The sequence below is a fragment of the Paraburkholderia sp. RAU2J genome, assembly GCF_003634845.1.
GTDB lineage: Bacteria > Pseudomonadota > Gammaproteobacteria > Burkholderiales > Burkholderiaceae > Paraburkholderia > Paraburkholderia fynbosensis.
Genome location: NZ_RBXG01000001.1, coordinates 1,231,202 through 1,252,744, shown reverse-complemented (window position 1 = coordinate 1,252,744; position 21,543 = coordinate 1,231,202). Strand labels below are relative to the sequence as shown.

Annotated in this window: 22 protein-coding genes and 1 riboswitch; of the genes, 18 read left to right on the top strand and 4 right to left on the bottom strand. The window is 58.6% G+C overall.

The genetic code is table 11. From position 1 onward, the window contains the following. Positions 1–2: 2 nt before the first annotated feature. Entirely contained in the window at positions 3–473 is a 471-nt protein-coding gene (locus tag B0G69_RS05925) for a hypothetical protein (RefSeq protein ID WP_241991264.1), read from the bottom strand. A gap of 253 nt (positions 474–726) precedes the next feature. Between B0G69_RS05925 and istA the strand changes: the two genes are divergently transcribed. Further along, positions 727–1,752: an IS21 family transposase gene (gene istA, locus B0G69_RS05920; protein ID WP_241991246.1), complete on the top strand. Its 1,026-nt coding sequence runs from the start codon at positions 727–729 to the stop codon at positions 1,750–1,752. Next, positions 1,749–2,567, top strand: coding sequence for an IS21-like element helper ATPase IstB (istB, locus tag B0G69_RS05915; RefSeq protein ID WP_121315176.1), 819 nt, complete (start codon positions 1,749–1,751; stop codon positions 2,565–2,567). The genes istA and istB overlap by 4 nt, the downstream gene beginning before the upstream one ends. A gap of 552 nt (positions 2,568–3,119) precedes the next feature. On the opposite strand, the gene B0G69_RS05910 is transcribed toward istB, so the two are convergent. Together B0G69_RS05910 and B0G69_RS05905 are read right to left on the bottom strand one after the other, a co-directional pair. After that, a complete protein-coding gene (locus B0G69_RS05910) occupies positions 3,120–5,765 on the bottom strand; it encodes a DNA-primase RepB domain-containing protein (RefSeq protein ID WP_241991263.1) in 2,646 nt (881 codons plus the stop codon). A 143-nt stretch (positions 5,766–5,908) separates the two neighbouring features. Beyond that, positions 5,909–6,127: a hypothetical protein gene (locus tag B0G69_RS05905; RefSeq protein ID WP_121316052.1), complete on the bottom strand. Its 219-nt coding sequence runs from the start codon at positions 6,125–6,127 to the stop codon at positions 5,909–5,911. 718 nt (positions 6,128–6,845) lie between these two features. On the opposite strand from B0G69_RS05905, the gene B0G69_RS05900 reads away from it, so the two are divergent. The 16 genes from B0G69_RS05900 (at position 6,846) to rpsU (ending at position 20,604) form a co-directional block, all read left to right on the top strand. Next, the gene (locus B0G69_RS05900) at positions 6,846–7,268 is read left to right on the top strand and encodes a hypothetical protein (protein ID WP_121316051.1); all 423 of its coding nucleotides are present in this window, start codon (positions 6,846–6,848) and stop codon (positions 7,266–7,268) included. Positions 7,269–7,403: 135 nt separating this feature from the next. Next, positions 7,404–7,913: a hypothetical protein gene (locus B0G69_RS05895; RefSeq protein WP_121316050.1), complete on the top strand. Its 510-nt coding sequence runs from the start codon at positions 7,404–7,406 to the stop codon at positions 7,911–7,913. Position 7,914: 1 nt separating this feature from the next. Beyond that, positions 7,915–8,223, top strand: a complete 309-nt coding sequence (locus tag B0G69_RS05890) for a hypothetical protein (protein ID WP_121316049.1) — start codon at positions 7,915–7,917, stop codon at positions 8,221–8,223. Beyond that, a complete protein-coding gene (locus tag B0G69_RS05885; RefSeq protein WP_121316048.1) occupies positions 8,223–10,337 on the top strand; it encodes a lytic transglycosylase domain-containing protein in 2,115 nt (704 codons plus the stop codon). Before B0G69_RS05890 ends, B0G69_RS05885 begins: the two co-directional genes overlap by 1 nt. Before the next feature lie 181 nt (positions 10,338–10,518). Continuing rightward, the gene (locus B0G69_RS05880) at positions 10,519–11,181 is read left to right on the top strand and encodes a hypothetical protein (RefSeq protein ID WP_206751801.1); all 663 of its coding nucleotides are present in this window, start codon (positions 10,519–10,521) and stop codon (positions 11,179–11,181) included. A gap of 85 nt (positions 11,182–11,266) precedes the next feature. After that, on the top strand, positions 11,267–11,752 hold the full coding sequence (locus tag B0G69_RS05875) for a hypothetical protein (RefSeq protein ID WP_147440697.1): 486 nt from the start codon (positions 11,267–11,269) through the stop codon (positions 11,750–11,752). Then, positions 11,753–11,890 (top strand): hypothetical protein, encoded by a 138-nt coding sequence (locus B0G69_RS40955; protein ID WP_158608921.1) that lies wholly within the window; start codon positions 11,753–11,755, stop codon positions 11,888–11,890. Beyond that, entirely contained in the window at positions 11,887–12,198 is a 312-nt protein-coding gene (locus B0G69_RS05870; protein ID WP_121316045.1) for a hypothetical protein, read from the top strand. The genes B0G69_RS40955 and B0G69_RS05870 overlap by 4 nt, the downstream gene beginning before the upstream one ends. Continuing rightward, a complete protein-coding gene (locus B0G69_RS05865) occupies positions 12,195–12,497 on the top strand; it encodes a hypothetical protein (RefSeq protein WP_121316044.1) in 303 nt (100 codons plus the stop codon). Before B0G69_RS05870 ends, B0G69_RS05865 begins: the two co-directional genes overlap by 4 nt. Further along, on the top strand, positions 12,484–13,014 hold the full coding sequence (locus B0G69_RS05860) for a DUF2213 domain-containing protein (protein ID WP_121316043.1): 531 nt from the start codon (positions 12,484–12,486) through the stop codon (positions 13,012–13,014). The genes B0G69_RS05865 and B0G69_RS05860 overlap by 14 nt, the downstream gene beginning before the upstream one ends. A gap of 834 nt (positions 13,015–13,848) precedes the next feature. Continuing rightward, positions 13,849–14,020, top strand: a riboswitch (yybP-ykoY riboswitch). A 130-nt stretch (positions 14,021–14,150) separates the two neighbouring features. Next, a complete protein-coding gene (locus tag B0G69_RS05855; RefSeq protein ID WP_121316042.1) occupies positions 14,151–15,161 on the top strand; it encodes a sodium:calcium antiporter in 1,011 nt (336 codons plus the stop codon). A 355-nt stretch (positions 15,162–15,516) separates the two neighbouring features. Next, the gene (locus tag B0G69_RS05850; RefSeq protein ID WP_121316041.1) at positions 15,517–16,899 is read left to right on the top strand and encodes a flagellin; all 1,383 of its coding nucleotides are present in this window, start codon (positions 15,517–15,519) and stop codon (positions 16,897–16,899) included. 142 nt (positions 16,900–17,041) lie between these two features. Beyond that, on the top strand, positions 17,042–18,640 hold the full coding sequence (gene fliD, locus B0G69_RS05845) for a flagellar filament capping protein FliD (RefSeq protein ID WP_121316040.1): 1,599 nt from the start codon (positions 17,042–17,044) through the stop codon (positions 18,638–18,640). A gap of 20 nt (positions 18,641–18,660) precedes the next feature. Further along, positions 18,661–18,960, top strand: coding sequence for a flagellar protein FliT (gene fliT, locus B0G69_RS05840; protein WP_121316039.1), 300 nt, complete (start codon positions 18,661–18,663; stop codon positions 18,958–18,960). 130 nt (positions 18,961–19,090) lie between these two features. Further along, positions 19,091–20,032: an aldo/keto reductase gene (locus B0G69_RS05835; RefSeq protein WP_121316038.1), complete on the top strand. Its 942-nt coding sequence runs from the start codon at positions 19,091–19,093 to the stop codon at positions 20,030–20,032. 359 nt (positions 20,033–20,391) lie between these two features. After that, positions 20,392–20,604, top strand: coding sequence for a 30S ribosomal protein S21 (gene rpsU / locus B0G69_RS05830; protein ID WP_006050883.1), 213 nt, complete (start codon positions 20,392–20,394; stop codon positions 20,602–20,604). A 224-nt stretch (positions 20,605–20,828) separates the two neighbouring features. On the opposite strand, the gene B0G69_RS05825 is transcribed toward rpsU, so the two are convergent. Continuing rightward, positions 20,829–21,254, bottom strand: coding sequence for a hypothetical protein (locus B0G69_RS05825; protein ID WP_121316037.1), 426 nt, complete (start codon positions 21,252–21,254; stop codon positions 20,829–20,831). Positions 21,255–21,543 lie beyond the last annotated feature (289 nt).

Sequence of the window (21,543 nt, the reverse complement as noted above, 5' to 3'; positions counted from 1 at the left end):
AATCAGTGCGTCTTCGGGCTTGAAGATTGATCGGCAGTCATCTTGTAGAAGTCTTCGAGCGTGTGACCGATCTTGCGTTTCACACTGTCATCCAGTTCGAGATAGCCGCACATGACGTTGAGCGCGTTGATAGCGTTCAAACGCGTCGTGTCCCTTACACGCGGGTCTTCGATAAGCTTGAGCAGGTTATGGACTGCCCTGTTCTGGGTCCAGAGGTCACTCGTTACGGCCTTCGCCGCCAGCACTTTCTCGAACCGCGCCTTCACGTACGGGTTGCAATCCGCCGCGCGTCCGAGTTCTTCGGCGTTGTGAAGACTTACCTTCAGACGGATCAGCTCAAATGCTTCAATCACGGCCAGATCGCGCGGCATGCCCTTCACTCGCAGTTCGATATAGGCATCGAAGCACGGATGGAACTGCTGCGCGTATTCCGCGTCAGCAAATTCGAAAGGCTCGTATGCGGTTAGGTCCATGATCGTCGCTCTTCGTTCGTATTCCGGGGTGTCTACGCGCGGAGCATATCGAGGATTAGTGAACGCGGGTCGAAGTGCAGAAGATCATCGCCGCCTGCGTGCAACGTCCCTCACGAGTCCCTTGTTGGGCGAGACGCTTTGCTTTTGTCATCGGCACCTGTAAATTGATACACCGTCGGCACTGAGGAATTGATACACCTCGACGAAGGGATAATGGCCGCTTTGAGCGGCGATGATCTCGTACGAGGGATACATGCAGATCAGGATATTGCACAAGCAGGGCAAGAGCCTGCGTGCCATTGCTTGTGAGGTTGGCTGCTCCGTCAACACGGTGAGGAAATATCTGGCGACGCAGGACGCGCCGATGTTTCGGCCCGCAGCGACTGCGCGCGATTCGATACTGAAACCGTTCGAAGCCTATCTTCGGGAACGGATCGCGTCAGCGGCACCGGACTGGATTCCAGCGACAGTTCTGTGGCGCGAGATCCAATCGCAGGGATTCAATGGCGGCGAGAGAATCGTGCGCAAGTTCGTTGCGACATTGCGGCCTCTACCGGCGCCCGATCCTTTGGTGCGATTCGAGACTGCCGCGGGCGATCAGATGCAGGTCGACTGGGTCGAGTTCCGCCGGCGCAAAGGAGCGAATCTGTTCGCATTCGTGGCCACTCTCGGCTATAGCCGCGCGACTTACGTCGAATTCGTTTCCGACATGCGACTCGATACTTTGCTCAGGTGTCACGTCAACTGTTTTAACTGGTTCGGCGGTGTGCCGCGCCGTGCGCTGTACGACAATATGAAGACCGTTGTCATCGAGCGGGATGCTTATGGTCCGAAGCAGCACCGTTTCCAGCCGGGGTTTCTCGACTTCGCCCGGCACTACGGGTTTCAGCCCCAGCTTTGTCGGCCTTATCGCGCGAAGACCAAAGGCAAGGTCGAACGGATGAACGGATATTTGCGCCGCAGTTTCTACGTTCCGCTGGCCGCCCAGTTCAAGGCGGCCAACGTCGAACTGGACGTGACGACCGCCAACACTGAAGTCTGGCGTTGGCTACGCGAAGTTGCGCATGTCCGGATACATGGAACGACCCGCTTGAAGCCAGGCGAGCAGTTGCTTGTTGAGCAGAAGGCCTTGCAGAGCGTACCGCCACCGTATCCGTCGCTGTTGCCAGCAACGACACCGGCGAGCGGACAGGAGTTGCGCGAGCGATTCCACGACTGGCTATCTCCGCTACAGCACCCGCTGTCCGTGTACGACCAGCTGATTCGGGTTGCCGCATGAACATCGCACACGAACGAGTGGCGCAGCTATGCGCCCAGCTGAAGCTCACGACCATCGCGGACGCGTTGCCGCACCTGGCGCAAAAGGCGATCGCCGATGAGGTAAACCTGACAGAGTTTCTCGAATCGGTACTTAAGGCCGAGCACACGGCGCGGCTCGTCAGGCAGCGCGCGACGTTTGCACGCCTGGCAGGCTTCCCGACGATCAAGACCCTCGACGGTTTCGACTTCGCAGCAGCCAGCGGTGTGCCCAGATCGCAGGTTCAGGAGCTGGCGAGTCTGACGTTTCTGGAGCGAAACGAGAACGTCGTATTACTCGGACCGAGTGGCACAGGCAAAACGCACATTGCAATGGCGCTTGGTTATGCAGCAACGCAAGCTGGAATCAAGGTGCGCTTCATTACGGCAGCAGACCTGCTGATGATACTGACCACGGCACATCGGCAGAATCAGCTGGGCGACGCCCTCAAACGGTTCATCAACCCGTACCGGCTGTTGATCATCGATGAGATCGGGTACCTGCCGATGAGCCGTGAACAGGCCAACCTGTTCTTCCAGGTGATCGCCAAACGATACGAGCGCGGCAGTCTGATCGTGACCAGCAACCTTCCATTCGGGCAGTGGGACCAGACGTTCGCCGATGACGCAACGCTCACTGCTGCCATGCTCGACCGGCTATTGCATCACGCTCACGTCGTGGCGATCCAGGGCGAGAGCTATCGACTACGCGACAAGCGGCGCGCCGGACTGGTTATGAAGAGATCGACTACGACAAAGGAGAACGCCGCCAACGGAATGCGGTCGGCACCGCAATAACACTACAACCCGGTGTATCAAATCTGAAGTGCCGATGCCGACAGAAACTGTATCAATTCCTGAGTGCCGTTGACACTTTAGCGCGAGGGACCGCCCTTTGAAGGCGGTTGCTATGAGAATCGCGTGCGGAACGACAAGAGCATCGCCGCCCTGCGTGTTGGTGGGCCGAGGGATTGTGAGTAGCAAGTCTCGGAGGTCTCGGATGTATCTCGGATATCCGAGGAGATGAGAAATACCATAAATACAATGGGTTAAGCCGGATTCTCGGAAGTCTCGGATATCTCGGAGGTTTCTATAAAGACTCCTGGAAAAAGGTAACTGTCGTAGTTACGCTTTGGCGAGTATCTATATCGCTGGGTAAATATAGGCGGAACCTCCGAGATATCCGAGGATTTAGTGTATTCCCCTTTCGTATCAATGACTTCGGTGCTCTCGGAGATATCCGAGGATTATCCGACGTCCGATAAATTCTCACGCCCCGAGTCAAAAAAACAAAGGGCAGAGCGCCCGAAAGCGACCCTGCCCAATGATTAGTAGATCAGATTTAACGAGTCAGAAGCCCGACGCCTTGGGGAACGGCTCCCACTTTTTACGATTCTCTTGCGTATCCGTAGCCACCAAAAGCTTCTTCACGCGCTCCGTTGCCATCTGCCTCGTGCGACCCTCGTAATCCTTAGCATCGCGCACGTACACGGTCTGCGCCTTATCGTTCCAGAACACGTCAAACGGAACCCTGTGCCACCCCATGTCCACCATCATCGTCGCGATCTGCCTTGTGTTCCGTGAGCGCACGCCCGTATCGCGGGCGATGTGCTCGCCAAGCAAACTCGTAGCAACGACATCGCGACTCACTCCAAGTTCGCCAACTTCGAAATACGCATCCAGCTTTGTCTTGCCAGAATCTGTCGCCTCTAGACCAACCATCACCTTTTTGTCCTCCGTTTCGGGGGCGCGCATGCCCCAGTACCAACCTTCGCAAAGCTGATATTCGCCAAAGAATTTCCGAATCTGGGGTGCTTGCGTTTTAATCGCATGACCGATTCTGCCGAAGTAGGCTTCAAGGCCGCCGACCTTCTTGATGAGTTCTTCAATAGCCTTCCACTGCGTGAAGATGACCATCCAGCGGCGATCACCGTCTTTCAGCGGCAGAGCGTTTGCGAAGTTCGTCATGCCCACGTAGTTAGTCGCGTTCATCGTGACGTGACGCTTGACGTACTTATCAACAACGTCAACCTTCTTGTTGGTGATGTATTGCTTAATCTTGTTCGTGATCTGGTGTCGATTATCGCCGCTCGCGGCCTTGATCTCCTCGATTGCGACAACGGCGTGCCCCTTGGCCCAACCGGTGTTCTCCGTGATTTCGTCTCCCGACACTAGGCTGACGTTAGCATCTCCCAGCAGCGCCCCCATAAGGCCTTGGAAGATGATCGTTTTGCCGTCACCTTCGATGCCCTTAATCAACGGCGCAAAGCCGATCAGTTCGCCGGGCTTCTTCACGTTCATCGCGATCCACGAAAGAATGCGACTAGAGTTGTCTTCGTTGCCCGTCAGGTTGTCGATGTGATCGGTGATCAACTTGATCGCGGCGAGTCCTTCCGGCGTGTACTCTTCTGCCGTCTTAGGGATCGACTTCTCGTTGAACAGATTTACCCAGACATTCCCCTCCCATTGGAACACGCTAGGATGGCCGCACACGTACGCCGTCGCGGCGCACATATTGAATCGGTGGTTGTCCTGTACGTAGGTGTACGCGCTTTGTGCACCTTGGGTCAGCGCCTTGTCCTTCCGCAGCGGCGCGAACAACGAACCGAACGCCGCATTGAAGTCTTGCTGGCTATACAAAAAATTCGAGCCCGGTCGGCAAACTTTCCCCTCGGCCATCGAGTACCACCACCCCTTCATCCAATTTGCCGCACCTACACCAAGATCGGCAGACGACCTCGATTCGGATTCTGCGCGGTCATCGACGCCTCGCTTCATCGCATCGGCAGCGCTCTTCTCTTCGACTTTGCTCGGTTCTTCAGCCTTTTCAACAACGGCAGAAAGTCCGTCCGCAAACAGGAATTCCGCCCAAACGCTGTCGTTCGCAGCGGCCTCAGCGTTCACCTGGATCAGCGCCGCTTCAACCAGCTTCTCGATATGCGTGCCGCATCCTTCTTTAACGAAGGCCGTCCAACCGCGCTTCGCCTCTTTGCACGTTGAATGCGAGCACGAGAACACATAGGGGTTGTCCATCCCGGCGCTCGGACCCGCGATAAAAGCATCCAGGCCGTCCCCAGAGGAGTGTTCAGCGCCCCACGGGCAACGGATTCGATACTTACCCGGCGTGGAGCGGTCTTCGAGCAGCGAACCTGCCTCGCGTAGTGCCTCGACCTCGGCAGCGAGAACCGCGTCATCGAAAGCGTTGCCAACGGTCTTCACTTCGCGCTTCTCGTATTTAGCCGATTCGCGAATTTCCACATTGAAGGCTGCGGCGATTCGGTCAATGGAGTAGCGCCGGTCATAGTCCGCGTCGGCAAGGCGCACTGTCCAAGGCCTGCCGCTCTCGTCTGCGTACTTCAACACGCCATCAGGCGTCCGCTTCGTATTTACACCGAACGGCACGCGAGCGATCCGCACCGGGTCATCAAGTTTATCGCCGCCCTCGACCATTACCTGCTCAACGAACGAGACGATGAAGTTCTTGAAACGCTTTGCGTCGCGCTCAGGAGCATCAAAGAAGTACCAAACCTGAAAGTTATCTGGCGAGGTCTCGACTACGGCAGTAGGTGGAAGCATGGAAGCTAGGGCATCCACGGTCATCGCACCTTTCGATCCTTTGCCGGTGCCAAGATCGTCCAGCATCAGCGCATGGCCGCCTCGGAAGTGCTCGATTTTCCGCGACCAAACCGGCTTGCCCGTATCCTTGTGTGCAGACTTGTTGACCGTAGCGATGCAGGCATAGATGTTCTCGTCTTCGCGCAGAGTCGTGGATTCATTAAACCCCTTCATCGGCCAGCCGCCATCAACTTCATCCTTCTGGCACACGAGCACCCGCTCGTCATCTTCGCAGTTCGCGCTGAGTTCCAGCAAAAACTCTTCTGCCATTTCTCTACGTTTCGCGGGAGTTTTGCACAGCGCCTCAACAGACACCGTATGTCGTTGGGCGGAAACAGAAATATCGTCTTCACGCTTCTCAGCGTCATTAAGATTCGGCATACTAACCTCGTTGCGTTGCTCTGTTGTTCCGCTGCTCGTCACAGCGGTTAGGTTCAAGATTCAACTGCTAAAGCCGCTTTGATCGAAAGGTCACAGCGGCTTTTCTTTTTGTTCCTTGCTGCGGCACAACGTGTAAATCAATATCACGCAGTCTTCACATCAGCCTTCAGGCCGCCATGCCGCAGAGCGCGGCCACGCTTCTCTTCCGGCACCTCAAAGGGCGGCTTTCCGTTATCGCGCAGATTCACGAGACATAGCCGCAGGTATTCGGAGAGCGTGATGCGCTCGCGCTGAAGGATCGGCTCGATGCTCGCGCGCAGTTCGTGAGTGACCGCAGCAGACGCAATTGAGTGATTAGCCATCTCACTTACTCCATTCCGTTATCAACCGATCAGCGACGCACCGCACGATCAGTTCGAGGTTGAAACAAACCCATCCAATAGCCAAAGCGTCCTTGAAGTAGCCCATAGTAGGACTCCTAATGTACGCGTAGCGAGCGCAGCGGTGCGGTAGAATAAACACCGAAGGCCGCGCCGTTCAACGCGAGTTTTCACCTTGAAGGCCCGCTCTCGCTTCCCGGCATTGCGGGCCTTCTCCTTTCCGGCTTCCGTTTTCGCTTAACCGTTAAGAGCTATTTTACGGATTCGCTTGTGTACGTTTGTCTCACCGTTTAGTACGAAACGGACAGCGCACATAGTATGGACGCGAGATGACCAACTCCAATTGATCATCTCAATTGCAGCCCGTTTGGTGATGGACATTCTTCTGTGGTAGGCGTCTGTTCACCGTCCCACCTAGATGCGTGCGACCTTGCAGTGTTCACTAACCTATGCTTGGACACATCGCGCCCCTACACTAGGCGCTCCAATCACAGGTGTCGATTGGTTGGTGCGGCCTCTCTGGCGGCATCGGTAGCGCGTGGTTTGGTTTCGAGGGTCCGCGTGGCCCTCTCTTTTTGTCCGCAGCCGCCAGCCGTCCACGCAACAGGCCATCCGAGTGTATTAACGCGCTCCAAAAGTCCGGCGCAGTACACAGCGCAGCAATAACCTACCCGCTTTATCCAACACGGAGCGAGCGGTGATGACCGACAGCCATCAAACCAAGCGCGCACTGGACAACGCGCCTGCACGCGCGGCCCTCCCGCGAGCAATCGAAGTAGCCACGATGAAACGGCATCTTCGCACCGCCGACATGACCATTACCACGCTGGCAATCCGCGCGGCCTTCGAGCGGATCGGATATCAGCACAACCTCACGCCCAGTGCCCTTCTGCACGCTCTGACGGCAGCGGGCATGGTGAAGATTAGTCACTCTCAAACGGAAGGCCAACGCTATTCATTTCCCGGCGCGCAAAGTCGGATGGAAGCCGTTCGCATGGCCGCGAGGAACATCGCGTGCTTTGAACTGGCTGAATTGACCAAGCAAGAAGAGCAAGACGAGCGGGCCGTCTGTAGCGCGCGGCGAACTCCGACCGGCCAGGGCTATCTTGTGACGTTTGTTTGAGATTTGTGCGGCTCGAATAGGTAGCGGTGTGGACCTAACACGCTGCGTGTATTCGAACACTATATGCAAACGATAATTCTATAACGCCGTTTCGTTTATCTCCGATTCACGCTCATCAAATCAGGTTATCAATACATGGACACCAAGATTTATCACCGGACTAACAGCGAAGTTGATCTTGTAGCGAAAGACTTTGCTATGCCTTTTCTCGTTCGACAAATCTGCGGCAGCGTAAACATCAAACTCTACGCCACCCTGCGCGTAACCGGGCACGACTCGATGTCATCGTTCATCGCCGCATTCGGAACACAGCTATTCGGGCACCCTGATGCGGTCGTTCTCGCGGCCAAGCACTTCGAGCGCACGCGCTTGTATCAGACATCAGCGGGTGACGCGGTTGAAGTGCTGGGCGCAGACCGTATCGCCAAAGAACTCGCCGCCCGTTGCGACGAGGCATCGCATTTTACGCAGTCGCACGCGATGGCATTCCGCGTTGGGATGAAAGCAGCGTGGACCGACGAGCCGGTTGCTACCACCGCGAACCGTGACGACGCGGCATTTGCCGAGTTCGTTAAAGAGCGTCGAACGAGCCGCGAGAAGGCAGCGCGCAAGGCTCTCGTTGGTAACGGAACGGGAGGCCAATGACATGAGCAATGAACTCATTAAACGCATGCCTGCGATCCTTGCCGACGCTCCCACTCTTCGTGCGCGAGCCACAGGCGAAATCACGGTGGACGGCGCGGCAATCCGCAAGGCCGCAATCGACAGCGGCTATACGAACGTCATCACGAACGCGGAGTTGGGCGCAGCGATGGTAGCTGCTGGCGCGGCGCATTACACGAACGGCCCGACCGGCGCGCGCTACGTGTTCAAAGGCGCTATGCAAAAGTCCGAAGTGATCGATTCAGCAGCGGCAAAGGTCAACCGTCTGACGAAGCAGGCAGAGAGCAAGTAATGGCAGACGACCTTGATAAATTTGTGCTTCAGTACACTGTGGAATTAAAGGACAGTGTAGCGAAATTAGAGAAGCTCCAAGAGAAGATGAACGGCGTTGGCGCGGCTTCAAAGAAAAGTGGCGGTGAGGCCAGACAATTCGCAGCGGACGCAGCAGGCGAACTTGGCAAGCTCGTGCCCGGTCTCAACGCGGTGTCCAGCGCCGTCCGTGCGATGGGTGTGGAGTTCGTGGGCGCTACTGCCGCGCTGGGCGCGTTGGCGCTGGGCGTTAAGGCCGTGATGCAACTACGCGAGCAGTACAACCAGCAACGCTCCGAAGGCATGCAGCTTGGGGTTAGCGGGCTTCGGATGGAGGAATATCAACGCAAGTTCGTCAAAGGCTCTGGCGGCTACATCTCGCGCGATCAGGCCGCAGACGGAATCAAGACGTTTGCCGGGATGGCCAACGCCGCCTACGCGGACCCTTCGCGGCTGGGCCGTGAAGCGCGAATCATGCGCAACTATCTGGGTGTTGATGTCGGCGAGCGCGGCCAGACTCCGACCGGCCTGAACACAGAACTGACTCAACTCGCTCGCGGCTTGCAAGGGAAGTCGAAAGGCGACGTTCAAGGCATCGCCAAGGCGACCGGACTCAGCCAAGACTGGCTGCTGACCGTGCAGAAGCTGGGACCGTCGATTGGTAAGATCACCGAAATGACCGGTGAGGAAATCGAGAAGCGCGAGCAAGCTGAACAAAGCCTGTCGAAGTTCAATGATGAGCTCAGCCAGCTTAAGGAGAAGTTCACTGAAGTATCCAACGAACTCGCGGAACCGCTCCTGCCGTTCCTGACAGAACTCGTCAAGATTATGGAGAAGCTGACACAGGCAATTCCAAACGCAGTTCACGACTTCAAAAAGACCGGACCGGTAGGAAGCATCGCCGCCACAACAAGCGATGCAAAGGCTCACCCGGAAAAGGGCGGCGGCTTTATTGGATGGTGGAGACGCCTGAATGGAATTCCTGACGCCGATTATCAGGGTGCGCATAATGCTTTGAATAATGACCCGAACAGGTCAAACCCGCACAAACAGCAGAAGGGCCAAGCCGATAAGAAGGCCGCCGATAAGCGCGACACTGCTGTCGATAAGATGGACGAGACCAGCAAGCAAGGAATTCAGACCGCCAATCAAATGGCGCTCGCAATCAACATGTTCGCTGGCGCGGTCCAGTCGTTCTCTTCTGCCGTGAACATTCAGCAGGCGTGGGCGGCTTGGGCTGGTGAGATCGGAAAGGCTGGCGGGTTGCCCGGATCGTCAGCGGCCAGCGGATCGGTGTCGCAGGTGGGACCGACTGCATACGACGAGTACTTTCAAGCTGCCGGGAAGAAGTACGGCGTGAGCGTTGGTTTGCTCAAGCGTATGGCACAGGTTGAATCGACCATGAACCCGTTGGCCGTCAGTCCGACCGGTGCAGGCGGCTTAATGCAGATCACGCGCGGCAATCAGAAGGCTTACGGGCTGAAGGACTACCGCGACCCGGCGACCAACATCGACACTGGCGCGCGGATTTATTCGGGGTTCCTGAAGCGGAACAACGGCGATGTAGCTGCCGCCCTTCGCGGGTACAACGGGAACAGCGACCCTATGTATGTCCAAAAGGTACTCGGCACTGGCGGCGCTGGGATAGGCGAGAGCAAGCAGAAGATGCAGGTGCGCCAAGTACAGCAGGCCATCGCGTCTTATTTGAACGTCCCGCTGGCCCAAATCCAGCGCGGCGGCGTGCATAGAGATGATGCCGCGTCGGCGTCTCAGCAGATGCAGGCCGGTATCGAAAACCACATCTACGGACTCAAGCAACAGCTATCCGTGGGCGGTCTTCCGGCGCAGAACTACGCCAAGTTGCAGATGGAACTCCGTGACCAGTCGCGCGGCCTGGACCTGATGCGGCAGTACTCGTCAGGCGTGGTAGGCGCGCAACCGGCTGGCGAGCGTACGCGAACGGTGGACGAGCGACCTATTATCATCAACGTCAATGGCGCGACCGATCCAAAGGCGGTCGCTGCCGAAGTCAACCACCAGCTGACGAAGAGCATCAATGATTTGCTCGTCAATAGCGCCACAGGGACAAAGGGCTGATTCGATGCGCGCCGTTCGCGTGTGTCCGTAACGTACGATAGAAGCAAGCACGCGGCAATCAAGGCGTAAATTTCTCAACCGGACTCTTCGGAGTCCTTCACAAACTGGAGTAGCAAAAATGACGACCCGTATGATTCACGATCGTATCCCGCGCAATCCGCGCACTCAGGCCGAAGCCGGATTGGCGAATCTGCCGAAGTGGATGCAAACGAAAATTGGCGATATGAAAGGCGCGGCGCGAAGGGTGCAGGATGCGCCTGACGTATTGAAAGCGCTGCTTGCTGCACGTGATGGCGACCTTCCCGAAGCGAAGGCGCTGGCAGAGCGAGTGCTCGGAAACAAAGAATTGATGGCGGAATTTGAGAAGCTGCTTACAGCGCACGGCATCGAGATTCCCACTGCCTCTGCTGCTAAAGCCGCGCCCACGGCAGGCGGCAACGGCCTCAGCGCCGCGCGTAACGAAGTGGCAGGAAGCGAAGAAGAACGCGACGAAATCAACAAGCGCATTGCCAAAGAGGAAGGGCTGGCTGGAATTGATGCGGCAGCGGCAGAGCCGACGACCGGCAATAGTCTCCGCGCCGCACGCATCGAAATCAACAAGCGAATCGCCAAAGAGAAAGGGCTTGCTGGATTCGACGCGGGCCGCCCGATTCTGACCGCTGAAGACGCCGCACGTGTTGCAGCGGCTCGCGCGAAACTCTCGCGGCTTCGTACGGCTGAGGCAATCGGCGATGCAGGCGACATTGTTCGCGCCAAGTTCGGCATGGAAGAGCGCCCTGCGACCGCTGACGACCTGTTCGCGCTTGGTCGCGAGGGCGAGTCAAAGTTCACGCCGCGCGGCTGAGTAAGTAGCGCACAGAGCCGCGCCTCAATGTGAGCCAATTGGGGCGGCTCTATACCTTCGATTTTTTTATTGACCTTCGAGACCTATGATGAACATCTTTGAATCTTTCCTTGCTGCGAAACTTTTCCGTATCGCCAGCCCGCTTAAAAAATTCAACCCCAACTTCGATGAAATTCGTATCGTATCCAATTTCAATCGCAGACCGGGCGACCCTCGCTGCGGACTCGTCATGTACTCCGGTTGCTTCGTTGTTGGCGCGGAAACTGTGGTGCTTCCATTCTCAATCGCCTTCTCCGGTCGCAACGGTCGGAGTACGTCCAGTCTTGCTCAATTTTCATATTTCGACGCGCGGCTAGATGTTCGCATTCTCGCCTTCCTCAGCGTTCTTGACTTCCTCGAAGCGACAGGCGAATTGCCCCTTGGTTCGCTCGCCGCGCACACGAACAGGATCGTCAGCAAGCGCCCCGGATGCCGGAAGGAGATTTGTGACAGCTACCCTGAGTTCTGCGAGCGCGCGGCGAAGGATTTGCCGTATGACATGTCACTCGAAGTTCTGGGCGCAGCAGCTTGAATGGAACCCCAGACGAGCGACAACATTCGCGACCTTCTGTTTGCCGCGCTTGGTGCGCTCCGGGTAATGGCGATGATCGACCCTTTCGTGATTGCCGCACGGCAACTGATTAACCGATTGAGAGGAAAACGGAAATGACTGACCAAACTATGATGGAGCGGCTGTTCGGTGCGTTAGAGCAGCTGGACGAGCCAACGATGATTGATACGCTCTTCGGCAGCATGGCCGCCATGAGCATCAAGCAGCGCGGCGAAGCGATAGACGCGATGGTTAAGGCCGCGCGACCCAAAAGCGAAGTGCAGAAGGTGATGTGCGGAACAGGTTTTCGCTATCGGGTGTATATGCTCGACACGCTGGCGGCGTTCGATACCCGCAACGTCCGTGGCACCTTCGACTCTGCTGCTCGCGTGGACGAGTTTGACACCGTTTATGGGCGGCTGAAATGATTACAGGCCACATCACCCGAAACAAACTGATCCTCGCTTTAGTATCGGTCGCGCGCAGTCCCGATGCCACTGACGCCAACAAGAACGATGCGAAGAACATGATCTTGCTGCTTATAGGTGCTGCCGATTATTTCTTCGACAAGACCGGCGCGCGAATCATGCGCATTGAAGAAGCGATCCGCGAGAAGACTTGCGAGTTGGGCGTGGATCACCCAGACGTCATTCGGATGCGCGTGGAACGTGACCATCAAAACTTCATCGAAGACTTGGTTGAAGGGCGCGGCTATGAGCTTCACTAGAACGGAACTCGGCAACGTTGTATTCACCAATTGCCGCCTGTTCAGGGCTGGCATTATGCCTGCGTTCGGGCGTGAAATTGGACGGCCTAGCGAAGACGCGTATCAAATGTTCAACGTCTACTATCCGCCGCAGGAAGTCGGGCGTGTGGAGTTCTTGGACGGCATCGAGAATTTGCCTCTGATCGCAGGCCACAGGAATGTCATCGAGCCGCACCATATCGAGGGGCGAGTATCGAACGCTCGATTCGACGGTGAATGGGTGATTGCCGATGTAACGGTTGAGACCCGCGCGTTGCTCGAAGAGATCACGAAATTCAAAGTGACCGGTCTTTCGTTGGCGTCCACAGGAACCACGCACGATATGGAGGCGAGCGTGGTGGATCGCGGAGTAGAAACAGACTTTCAGTATTACCAAACCGCGCTGCGAGCGACGCACTTGGGATTGGTGGATCTTGGTCGGGTTCGCGGCGCAATGCTCAGCTGGCGGGATCAATTGAAGAGAGGGCCGCAGCCGTGAGTTTCGAAAGTGCTATGAAAACCTTGTTCGAGCAGCAGCAGGCGGCAGAGCGCTTGGAGAAGGAGCAGCGCCGGAAGGAATTCGCCGCAGCGGTGAAGCGAACGGATGCCTTGTTTCGGAATCGGTCTCCAACGCACCCCATGCAAAGCCGATACCGTCGTGCTGTGGCCTGCAAGTGACCTTCAGGCTTCGCAGCATCACCTGAGTACCGAAGCAAGGCCGCGCGTCTGAAAAGGCGCTGCGGCCTTTTCCTTCGTTTGCGGGCCGGACATTGGCTGGCGACCTGGAGCGGGCGACCGGTCCAGCCGCGCGGCTTTCGTCCATCTTACAGTGTTCGAAAAGGAGGCTTCGGCCCAGTCAACCTCTGTATACGTATACAGCGCGGCGAAACCGCCTCTTTGCGTCCCTTCGAGTAAAATAAAGTGCCTGAGCAATCCGGCTCAGAGCTAATTTCCCAAAAGACGCAGGACGCGTGAGGGACGAGGGACGCGGAAAATTGATCGAGCGCCGTTTCTAAGTAATTGATTTATATGGCTCTCGGATCGTTCTACCTCCCTCCGAAGGCAGGGGTTGCTGGTTCGATCCCAGCCGGGCGCACCAAATCTGGCCGAAATTTCGGCGCTGGTTTCTCGTCGTTTCATCCCCCCGTCTCTGCTGCATCCTTGAGTTCGTCGCATATCGCAGTCGTCGATCTGGCGTGACCTCAGTTCCATCGACTCGCATTTCCACATTCGCAATCCCCGCCGTCCTATCCACGACGCGAAAATCCAACGCGCGTCGCTGCCGCTGACATGTCAGCACAAGCTTGTTGAAAGCGGCGCCTGCGATTAGAATCCCCCGGTCACTGGGGAGTAGCCTTCCTTCATCCTTTGAAGGAGAGCGCGTCAACATACTTGGCCTGTGGGTCATGGCGCGTTCGACCGGTTCGGTTTGGCGAGACCATTGACGTACTGCCTCGTTCTGGTCGGACGGGTGGCGGTGCGTCATTGGTTCGTCACATACGTCCGACCGTGGAGTTGCCCTGTGAATCACCGTAGGTTGCCGTCAAGTATCCCCACATACTGCCCGCATGCTTTCGCATCGGCTCATCATCCAGCGAGCAGCCGTGCTTTCGACGCATGCGCCGGGAGCCTTGCATGACCGGTTTGCTTGTCGAACTCGCGATCATGCTGCTCGTCATTCTGGTGGCAGCCGAACTCTTCACCAATGCGCTCGAACATCTCGGCGAACGTTTGAAAATCTCCGAAGGTGTGACTGGCTCGCTGTTCGCGGCCGTCGGCACCGCGCTGCCGGAAACGCTCGTGCCGCTGCTTGCCATCGCGGGCGGCACGAGCGATAACACCGTCAACCATGAAATTGGCGTCGGCGCGATTCTCGGTGCGCCGCTGATGCTCTCCACACTGTCCACGTTTCTGATGACGCTCGCCATTCTTGGCGCGCGCGGAGTCAAAGGCTGGGTCGCGCCCGAGCGCACCGGCTTCACGCGGGACCTCAACTATTTCCTGTGCGCGTTCGTGCTGGCGGCCGCGGCGATGTACGTGCCGCACGAGCAGATGGTCGTGCGCGCGTTTTTCAGTGTTGCGCTGGTGGGCGTCTACGTGACCTACGTGGTGATGACGTTTCGCGCGTCGAATCAGCTCGTCGACGCCGGGCACGGCACCGAAGCGCCCGGCAAGATGCTGCTGGCGCGTCTCGGCATGCCGACCAATTTCGCGACCATCATGCTGCAACTGATCGTGGCCGTCGCGTTGCTGGTGTGGGGGGCGGAGGGGTTCATCCACGGCGTGCGGGGTGTGTCGCAAGCGGTGGGCGTGTCGCCGCTGCTGTTGTCGCTGCTGATCATTCCGATCGCCACGGAGCTGCCGGAGAAGGTCAACAGCATCTTGTGGATCCGGCGCGGCAAGGACACGCTCGCGTTTGGCAACATCACCGGCGCGATGGTCTTTCAGGGGACGCTGCTGCCCGCAATCGGCATTCTGCTGACGCCGTGGACGCCGCGTATCGAAGTGGTGACGGGCATCGTTATCACGCTGGCCGCTGCCGCGTGGCTTCGCGTCAATGTGCGCGAGCGCGGTGTGCCGGTGTGGGCGCTGCTTCTATGCGGCGTGCTGTACGTCACTTATCTGGTGGTGACGCTGACGCGTTGAGCGGGCGGCCACGCAAGTCGGCCGGTTCGAGTGCTCCATCCGATGAGCGTCGGTGCGGCCAGATCGAGGCTCGGTGCCACCGGGAGCGGCCGATTGTCAGCGGCCTCGACCGGTCGTTAACGGCGGCAATCTGGCCGGCTTGAGGCCTGCATCTGCAACTTGTTTGCTCAATCCGGCATGCGGATGTTTTCGTCTGCCGAATCGACGAATATGCGTGTTGTCCCCATAAAGTTTTTCCTGGACGGGCCGTTACCACAAACAAGGCGGGCGGCAAACGAACATAGCTGCCTCGTTCGCTGATGCCTTGATCTATATGGCATGTAACGGGCTGACGGCCCCCAACAGGAGAATTTTCATGCTCGGAATTAACAGCAACATCAACTCGCTGGTTGCACAGCAGAACCTGACCGGCTCGGGCAGCGCACTGTCGCAAGCAATCACGCGTCTGTCGTCGGGCAAGCGCATCAACAGCGCAGCGGACGACGCGGCAGGTCTGGCAATCTCGAACATCATGCAGACCCAGATCAACGGTCTGAATCAAGGTGTGTCGAACTCGAATGACGGCGTCTCGATGGTGCAAACCGCATCGAGCGGCCTGTCGTCGCTGACTAGCAGCCTGCAACGTATCCGCCAGCTCGCGACGCAAGCGTCGAACGGCAGCATGACCGATACCGATCGCGCCGCACTGCAACAGGAAGTGACGCAGCAGGTCGCGGAAGTGAACCGTATCGCATCGCAAACGACGTACAACGGCATGAACGTCCTCGACGGCTCGTTGGGCAGTGCGTCGTTCCAGGTCGGCGCAAACGTCGGTCAGTCGATCTCGCTGAATCTCTCGCAGTCGATGTCCGCTGCTTCGATTGGCGGCGGCGTTCCGGCAGCGGGCAACACGCTCGGCTCGTTCTCGGTCTCGCTGGATAACACCGGCACAGCGGCGGCGGCTCCGGGCATCTCGTCGATCACGGCTTCGTGGGATACCTCCAAGGGCGCGGTCTCGTACACGGACCAAAACGGCAACGCTATCACCGACGCATCCACGATTTCCTACTACACGGCAACTACGACGGGCGCGATCCCGGCTGCAGCGGGCGATCCTTCAGATACGCTCGCGGTTGCTGCCACCGCCAACGCTACTATCACGCAGATCAACGTGCTTGCCGACGGTAAGGGCGGCTTCACCCTCACGGACCAGAATGGCCAAGCCTTGAATGTCACTGCTGCTACCAACATCTTCGCGACCGCAACTACTGCTCCTGCTACGGACGCCAACGGCAATACCACGATGAGTGGCGAAACCGGTGCGCAGATGGTGACCGACATCGAAGCGGTCACGGACGCTGGCGTCACGGCTGACGCGAATGTCGTGGCTGCGGACAAGGTTACAGCCGCAGTGGGCACGACCATCGACAAGCTGACCACGTCGAACACGGTTTCGCAGATCGACATCTCGACCAAGGACGGCGCTTCGGCAGCAATGCTGACCATCGACAACGCGCTGAGTGCGGTCAACAACCTGCAAGCAACGCTCGGCGCGGCACAGAATCGCTTCACCGCGATCAGCACGACGCAGCAGGCTCAGTCGACCGACCTGTCGTCGGCCCAATCGTCGATCCAGGACGCCGACTTCGCACAAGAAACGGCTAACCTGAGCAAGGCGCAAGTGCTGCAACAAGCTGGTATCTCGGTGCTGTCGCAAGCGAACTCGCAACCGCAGCAGATCCTGAAGCTCCTGCAGTAATCGGCTTCATGTAGCAATGCAACGCGTCCCGCCCGCCCCACCCGGCGCGTGGGACGCAAAACCATCGGGAGGCCTGCCTCCCGATTACCGCTTTCAGATCTGAATCGATTCATACGGCATCGCCGAAACACGGAGCCTGTCCATGTCCACCGTATCCTCGAGCGCAAGTTCGATCGCCAGTACTGTCGCTGCCACCACCGCAGCGAGCAACGCCGCGATGCAGGCAGCCGCGCAGTCAATCATCAGCGGTTCGACCAATTCGTCGATGGACGTGAATTCGCTCGTGACGGCGCTCGTCAACTCCAAGATCGCCGGCCAGGCTGCGACGCTCGCAGCAGAGCAGACGACGGACAATACCCAGATTTCCGCCTACGGCACGCTCTCGGCGGCCCTTTCCGCGCTGCAAGCCGGACTGACCTCTCTCTCGGATGGCACGGCCCTGAACGACTTCACGGCGACGATGAGCGGCACCGGAACCGGCATCACGGCCACGGCGGCCAGCGGTGCCGTGGCCGGCACGTATTCGATTGACGTCGCCCAGGTGGCGACGGCCCAGGTGCTGACCTCGACCGGCTATGACGCGAAGACGCCGCTCGCCTCCGGATCGAGCACGATGACGCTCTCCGTGGGCGGCAAGAGCACGACGATTTCGCTCGACAAGTCGAACAGCACGATCTCCGGTATCGCCGCGGCCATCAACAGCGCGAGCAACAACCCGGGTGTTTCCGCTACCGTCGTCAACGGCGCGGACGGCGCCCACCTCGTGCTGCACTCGACCTCGACAGGCTCCGCAGGCGCGATCAGCGTGCAGATCACCGATTCGAATGCGAGCGACGCACTGAACAATCTCGCCGTGTCGAGCAACAACGGCACGACGTTGACCGGTACGTCGGGCGCCACCAGCGCGCAGCTCGCGGCCAACCAGTCGACGCTCGACGACGGCTCGGGAACGGGCGTCAAAAGCACGGCCTACTGGACCCAGACGACGGCCGCGCAGGACGCCTATTTCACGATCGACGGCACCGGCGTCACCAGCTCGACGAACACGGTGACCTCCGCACTGTCCGGCATCACGCTGAACCTGACTGCTGCTTCCGTCGATACGACCGGTTCGACGCCACAGACGCTAACGGTCGCGCAGGACACTACCTCGCAGGCGAACACGATCAACCAGTTCGTCACGCTGTATAACACGCTCGTCACGACGATGAGCGCGTTGACCGCGTACAGTTCGACCGCGACATCGCAGGGCGTGCTGCTGGGCGACTCGACGTTGAACATGGTGCAGAATCAGTTGGCCTCGATCGTCTCGACCGGCGTCAAAGACGGCAACACGACGACGAGCCTCGCCTCGATCGGCATCTCACTGAATGCGGACGGCTCGCTCACGGTCGACGACGACACGCTGAACAGCGCATTGAAGGACAATCAGTCGACGGTGGCGTCGCTCTTCAACTCGACCAATGGTGTCGCGGAGCAGTTGAACAGCAACATCACCAGCTACCTGTCGGACGGCGGCGTCATCAAGACGCGCACTGACGCACTCAACGCGGACCTGACGAACCTCACGACACAACAGACCTCGCTGACGAACTATCAAACCCAGCTCACCAGCATGTACAACGCGCAGTTCACGGCGCTCAACACGCTGATGGCGACGATGAACAGCAACTCGCAATATCTGACGCAGCTGTTCGGCGGCACGAACAGCGCCGGCGCGCTGTCCGACAACAAGAGCTGAGTGGAAGGGGGAGGCAGGACATGGAATTCGCGACGCGCATCGATCGTATCTGGGAACTCACCAAGTCCATCGAGCAGGCTGCGGCCGTCGCCGACTGGGAACGGGCGGCGCAGCTCGCGGACGAGCGTTCGCCGCTGCTCATGTCGCTCGATGCGCAGCAGGCGCCCGCCGCGCTCGATGTGCTCAGGCTCGTTCACGAGATCGACACTCGGATCGCCGCGGAGGCGCAGTTGGCCCAGAGCGAACTCGCCGCGGAGTATCAGGCCAGCATGCGGGCCACCCGCAACGTCAGCCAATACCAGCGCATCGCGCAGTTCTGAAGCCGGCGGTGAAGCGCGAGCCGCGTAACAAATACTGAGCCGCTTGCAGGCTGATCCATTCGATGCGCTGCAGCGCATTCAAAGTGGGCGTATTCTCATTCGTTCGCCCGTTATTGATCGTGGAGAACGCATGCAAAAGCGCAGGATTGGCCGCTCCGAATTGCAGGTCGCGCCGCTTATGTTCGGCGGCAATGTATTTGGCTGGACCGCGGATGAAAACACTTCTTTTTCGATTCTCGATGCGTTCGTCGATGCCGGACTCGATTTCATCGACACCGCCGACGTCTATTCGGCCTGGGTGCCCGGCAATCAGGGCGGCGAGTCGGAGACGATCCTCGGCAAGTGGTTCCGGCAAAGCGGCAAGCGCGACAAGATCGTGCTCGCCACCAAGGTGTCCAAGCATCCGCAGCGCAAGGGCCTGTCGGCGGCCAATATTCAGGCGGCCGTCGAGGATTCGCTGCGGCGCCTGCAAACCGATTACATCGACGTCTATTTTTCCCACGACGACGACACCGACACGCCGCTCGTCGAAACGCTCGGCGCGTATCAGAAGCTGATCGAGGCGGGCAAGGTGCGGGTGATCGGCGCGTCGAACTACAGCGGCGCGCGCGTCGAAGAGGCGCTCGCCGTGGCCCGTCAGCACGGATTGCCCGAATATCAACTGCTGCAGCCGGAGTACAACCTGTACGACCGCGCGGAATATGAACGCGATACCGAACCGGTGGCGCTCGCCAATCAGCTCGGCGTGGTCGTGTACTACAGCCTCGCGAGCGGTTTTCTGTCCGGCAAGTACCGCTCGCAGGCCGATCTGGCCGGCAAGGCACGTGGCAGCCGGGTCGAAAAATATCTGAACGAGCGGGGCTTGCGCATTTTGGCGGCGCTCGACCATGTCGCCGAACGACACGGCAGCACGCCGGCCGCGATCGCGCTAGCCTGGCTGATCGCGCGGCCGAGTGTCACGGCCCCAATTGCCAGCGCGACCTCGGTGGACCAGCTCAAAAGCCTCGCGGCGGCCGTTCACCTGATGCTGACCGGTGACGATATCCGCGAACTGGACGAGGCGAGTGCTTGATCGTTCAAGAGGCCTGGCGCAATCGCTAAACCCTGGTAGGATGGAGAGTTTCCTGATATCATCGGGAGTGAATTGAGATCTTTGCCTGTTTCGTCAGTGTTTTTCATTGATGAAAGGTTGGCGAAACGGCAGCAGGCGCGGCTTCTGCAATACGTCTGTCCGCGTTCCGCGGTGAGCTCCACACCTCTCTTTTCCGGCCTCCGTGGCCGCTTTGCCTCTCGTTTCATTCGTGGTTTGGCCGGGGTTTCCCCGCGTTTGCCTGTTACTGGCCATGAATCGAAACGACCGGAGGGCCGGCGCGTGAGCGGTCTCCCTGCCACGCAAATTAACCCGTATCAAGTGATTGATTTAGGAATTACATGACGACGATTCTTCTGAAGGAAAACGAGCCGTTCGAAGTGGCAATTCGCCGCTTTCGTCGCGCAATCGAAAAGAATGGCCTGATCGCTGAACTGCGTGAGCGCCAATCGTACGAAAAGCCGACTACGGCACGTAAGCGTAAGAAGGCTGCTGCTGTGAAGCGCCTGCACAAGCGCCTGCGCAGCCAGATGCTGCCGAAAAAGCTGCACTAAGCACGCTTTTCCGTACGCCGAACGGCGGTGTGAGCTTCGAAAGAAGCCACATCGCCGTTTTGCTTTTGGGCGCTGTTTTTTGGTATCTGCAAGGTCGCGACTTTGCGGGCGACTGGGCCGAGCGAAGCCTAGGTAGCGCCTCGGCCGATCCGCGATACGGTGAACCTCCGGCAAGGCAAACGCGCTTACGGCTGCGCCTCGCCACCTCAACGCCATCGCGCCCGCTATGCGGCGTTCTTCAGCTGGTCGGCGGACAGACCGAACTGACGGGCAATCGAGCCAAGTCGATCGCGCCATTCCCAGGTGCCGAATACGTCGTGGACATTTTGCAGGCAGCTGAGCAGATCGACGGTGGCCTGGTCGTACACGTTGACGCGTGCGCGCAGGAGCGCCTTTTTCAGCGCCGAGACGCCGATGTCCATGTAAGTGGGCACCGCGATTGGCGTTTTGCCGATAAAGCGCACCGGAATACCTTCCATCGCAGTCATGTAGTCGCGCGGCCTGATAAAACTGCCGACCGGGCAGCCGCCGCAATAGCCGCGATAAGCCCCGCCGCCGCGCGGCAGCAACGCGGCACGTTTCTGATCGAACAGGTGGGCCACGGCCTGGTCGAAAATGTCCTGATGCGTCAGGAAGTTAAGCGTTTTCATGGTTGGTCTCCAGCGCGTGCCGCAGCGATTATTCGTTGTCTGGCGCATGAGCAGTAGTATCCGGTGCGCGCCAGTTGGCGAATTCCGGAGTAGCACGACGAAAAGCCATCAGTTCCCGCCTTCGACGCGTCGTGTCCTGCGCGGAATCGCGGCTGTCACCTGCGCAGCGCACATCACCGCTCATAGCCGTATAACGGTCGAGATGCGTCGGAAGCGCAGTCGGGCTTTGCCGGATAGGTTGTTGATGGGTGTCCTGAGGATATGCAGCACGCCTTCCTCGTCCCTGCGG

Excerpts from the sequence above, each read along its gene's own strand:
- B0G69_RS05925 (WP_241991264.1), bottom strand. The coding sequence starts at position 473 with ATGGACCTAACCGCATACGAGCCTTTCGAATTTGCTGACGCGGAATAC.
- istA (WP_241991246.1), top strand. The coding sequence starts at position 727 with ATGCAGATCAGGATATTGCACAAGCAGGGCAAGAGCCTGCGTGCCATT.
- istB (WP_121315176.1), top strand. The coding sequence starts at position 1,749 with ATGAACATCGCACACGAACGAGTGGCGCAGCTATGCGCCCAGCTGAAG.
- B0G69_RS05910 (WP_241991263.1), bottom strand. The coding sequence starts at position 5,765 with ATGCCGAATCTTAATGACGCTGAGAAGCGTGAAGACGATATTTCTGTT.
- B0G69_RS05905 (WP_121316052.1), bottom strand. The coding sequence starts at position 6,127 with ATGGCTAATCACTCAATTGCGTCTGCTGCGGTCACTCACGAACTGCGC.
- B0G69_RS05900 (WP_121316051.1), top strand. The coding sequence starts at position 6,846 with ATGACCGACAGCCATCAAACCAAGCGCGCACTGGACAACGCGCCTGCA.
- B0G69_RS05895 (WP_121316050.1), top strand. The coding sequence starts at position 7,404 with ATGGACACCAAGATTTATCACCGGACTAACAGCGAAGTTGATCTTGTA.
- B0G69_RS05890 (WP_121316049.1), top strand. The coding sequence starts at position 7,915 with ATGAGCAATGAACTCATTAAACGCATGCCTGCGATCCTTGCCGACGCT.
- B0G69_RS05885 (WP_121316048.1), top strand. The coding sequence starts at position 8,223 with ATGGCAGACGACCTTGATAAATTTGTGCTTCAGTACACTGTGGAATTA.
- B0G69_RS05875 (WP_147440697.1), top strand. The coding sequence starts at position 11,267 with ATGATGAACATCTTTGAATCTTTCCTTGCTGCGAAACTTTTCCGTATC.
- B0G69_RS40955 (WP_158608921.1), top strand. The coding sequence starts at position 11,753 with ATGGAACCCCAGACGAGCGACAACATTCGCGACCTTCTGTTTGCCGCG.
- B0G69_RS05870 (WP_121316045.1), top strand. The coding sequence starts at position 11,887 with ATGACTGACCAAACTATGATGGAGCGGCTGTTCGGTGCGTTAGAGCAG.
- B0G69_RS05865 (WP_121316044.1), top strand. The coding sequence starts at position 12,195 with ATGATTACAGGCCACATCACCCGAAACAAACTGATCCTCGCTTTAGTA.
- B0G69_RS05860 (WP_121316043.1), top strand. The coding sequence starts at position 12,484 with ATGAGCTTCACTAGAACGGAACTCGGCAACGTTGTATTCACCAATTGC.
- B0G69_RS05855 (WP_121316042.1), top strand. The coding sequence starts at position 14,151 with ATGACCGGTTTGCTTGTCGAACTCGCGATCATGCTGCTCGTCATTCTG.
- B0G69_RS05850 (WP_121316041.1), top strand. The coding sequence starts at position 15,517 with ATGCTCGGAATTAACAGCAACATCAACTCGCTGGTTGCACAGCAGAAC.
- fliD (WP_121316040.1), top strand. The coding sequence starts at position 17,042 with ATGTCCACCGTATCCTCGAGCGCAAGTTCGATCGCCAGTACTGTCGCT.
- fliT (WP_121316039.1), top strand. The coding sequence starts at position 18,661 with ATGGAATTCGCGACGCGCATCGATCGTATCTGGGAACTCACCAAGTCC.
- B0G69_RS05835 (WP_121316038.1), top strand. The coding sequence starts at position 19,091 with ATGCAAAAGCGCAGGATTGGCCGCTCCGAATTGCAGGTCGCGCCGCTT.
- rpsU (WP_006050883.1), top strand. The coding sequence starts at position 20,392 with ATGACGACGATTCTTCTGAAGGAAAACGAGCCGTTCGAAGTGGCAATT.
- B0G69_RS05825 (WP_121316037.1), bottom strand. The coding sequence starts at position 21,254 with ATGAAAACGCTTAACTTCCTGACGCATCAGGACATTTTCGACCAGGCC.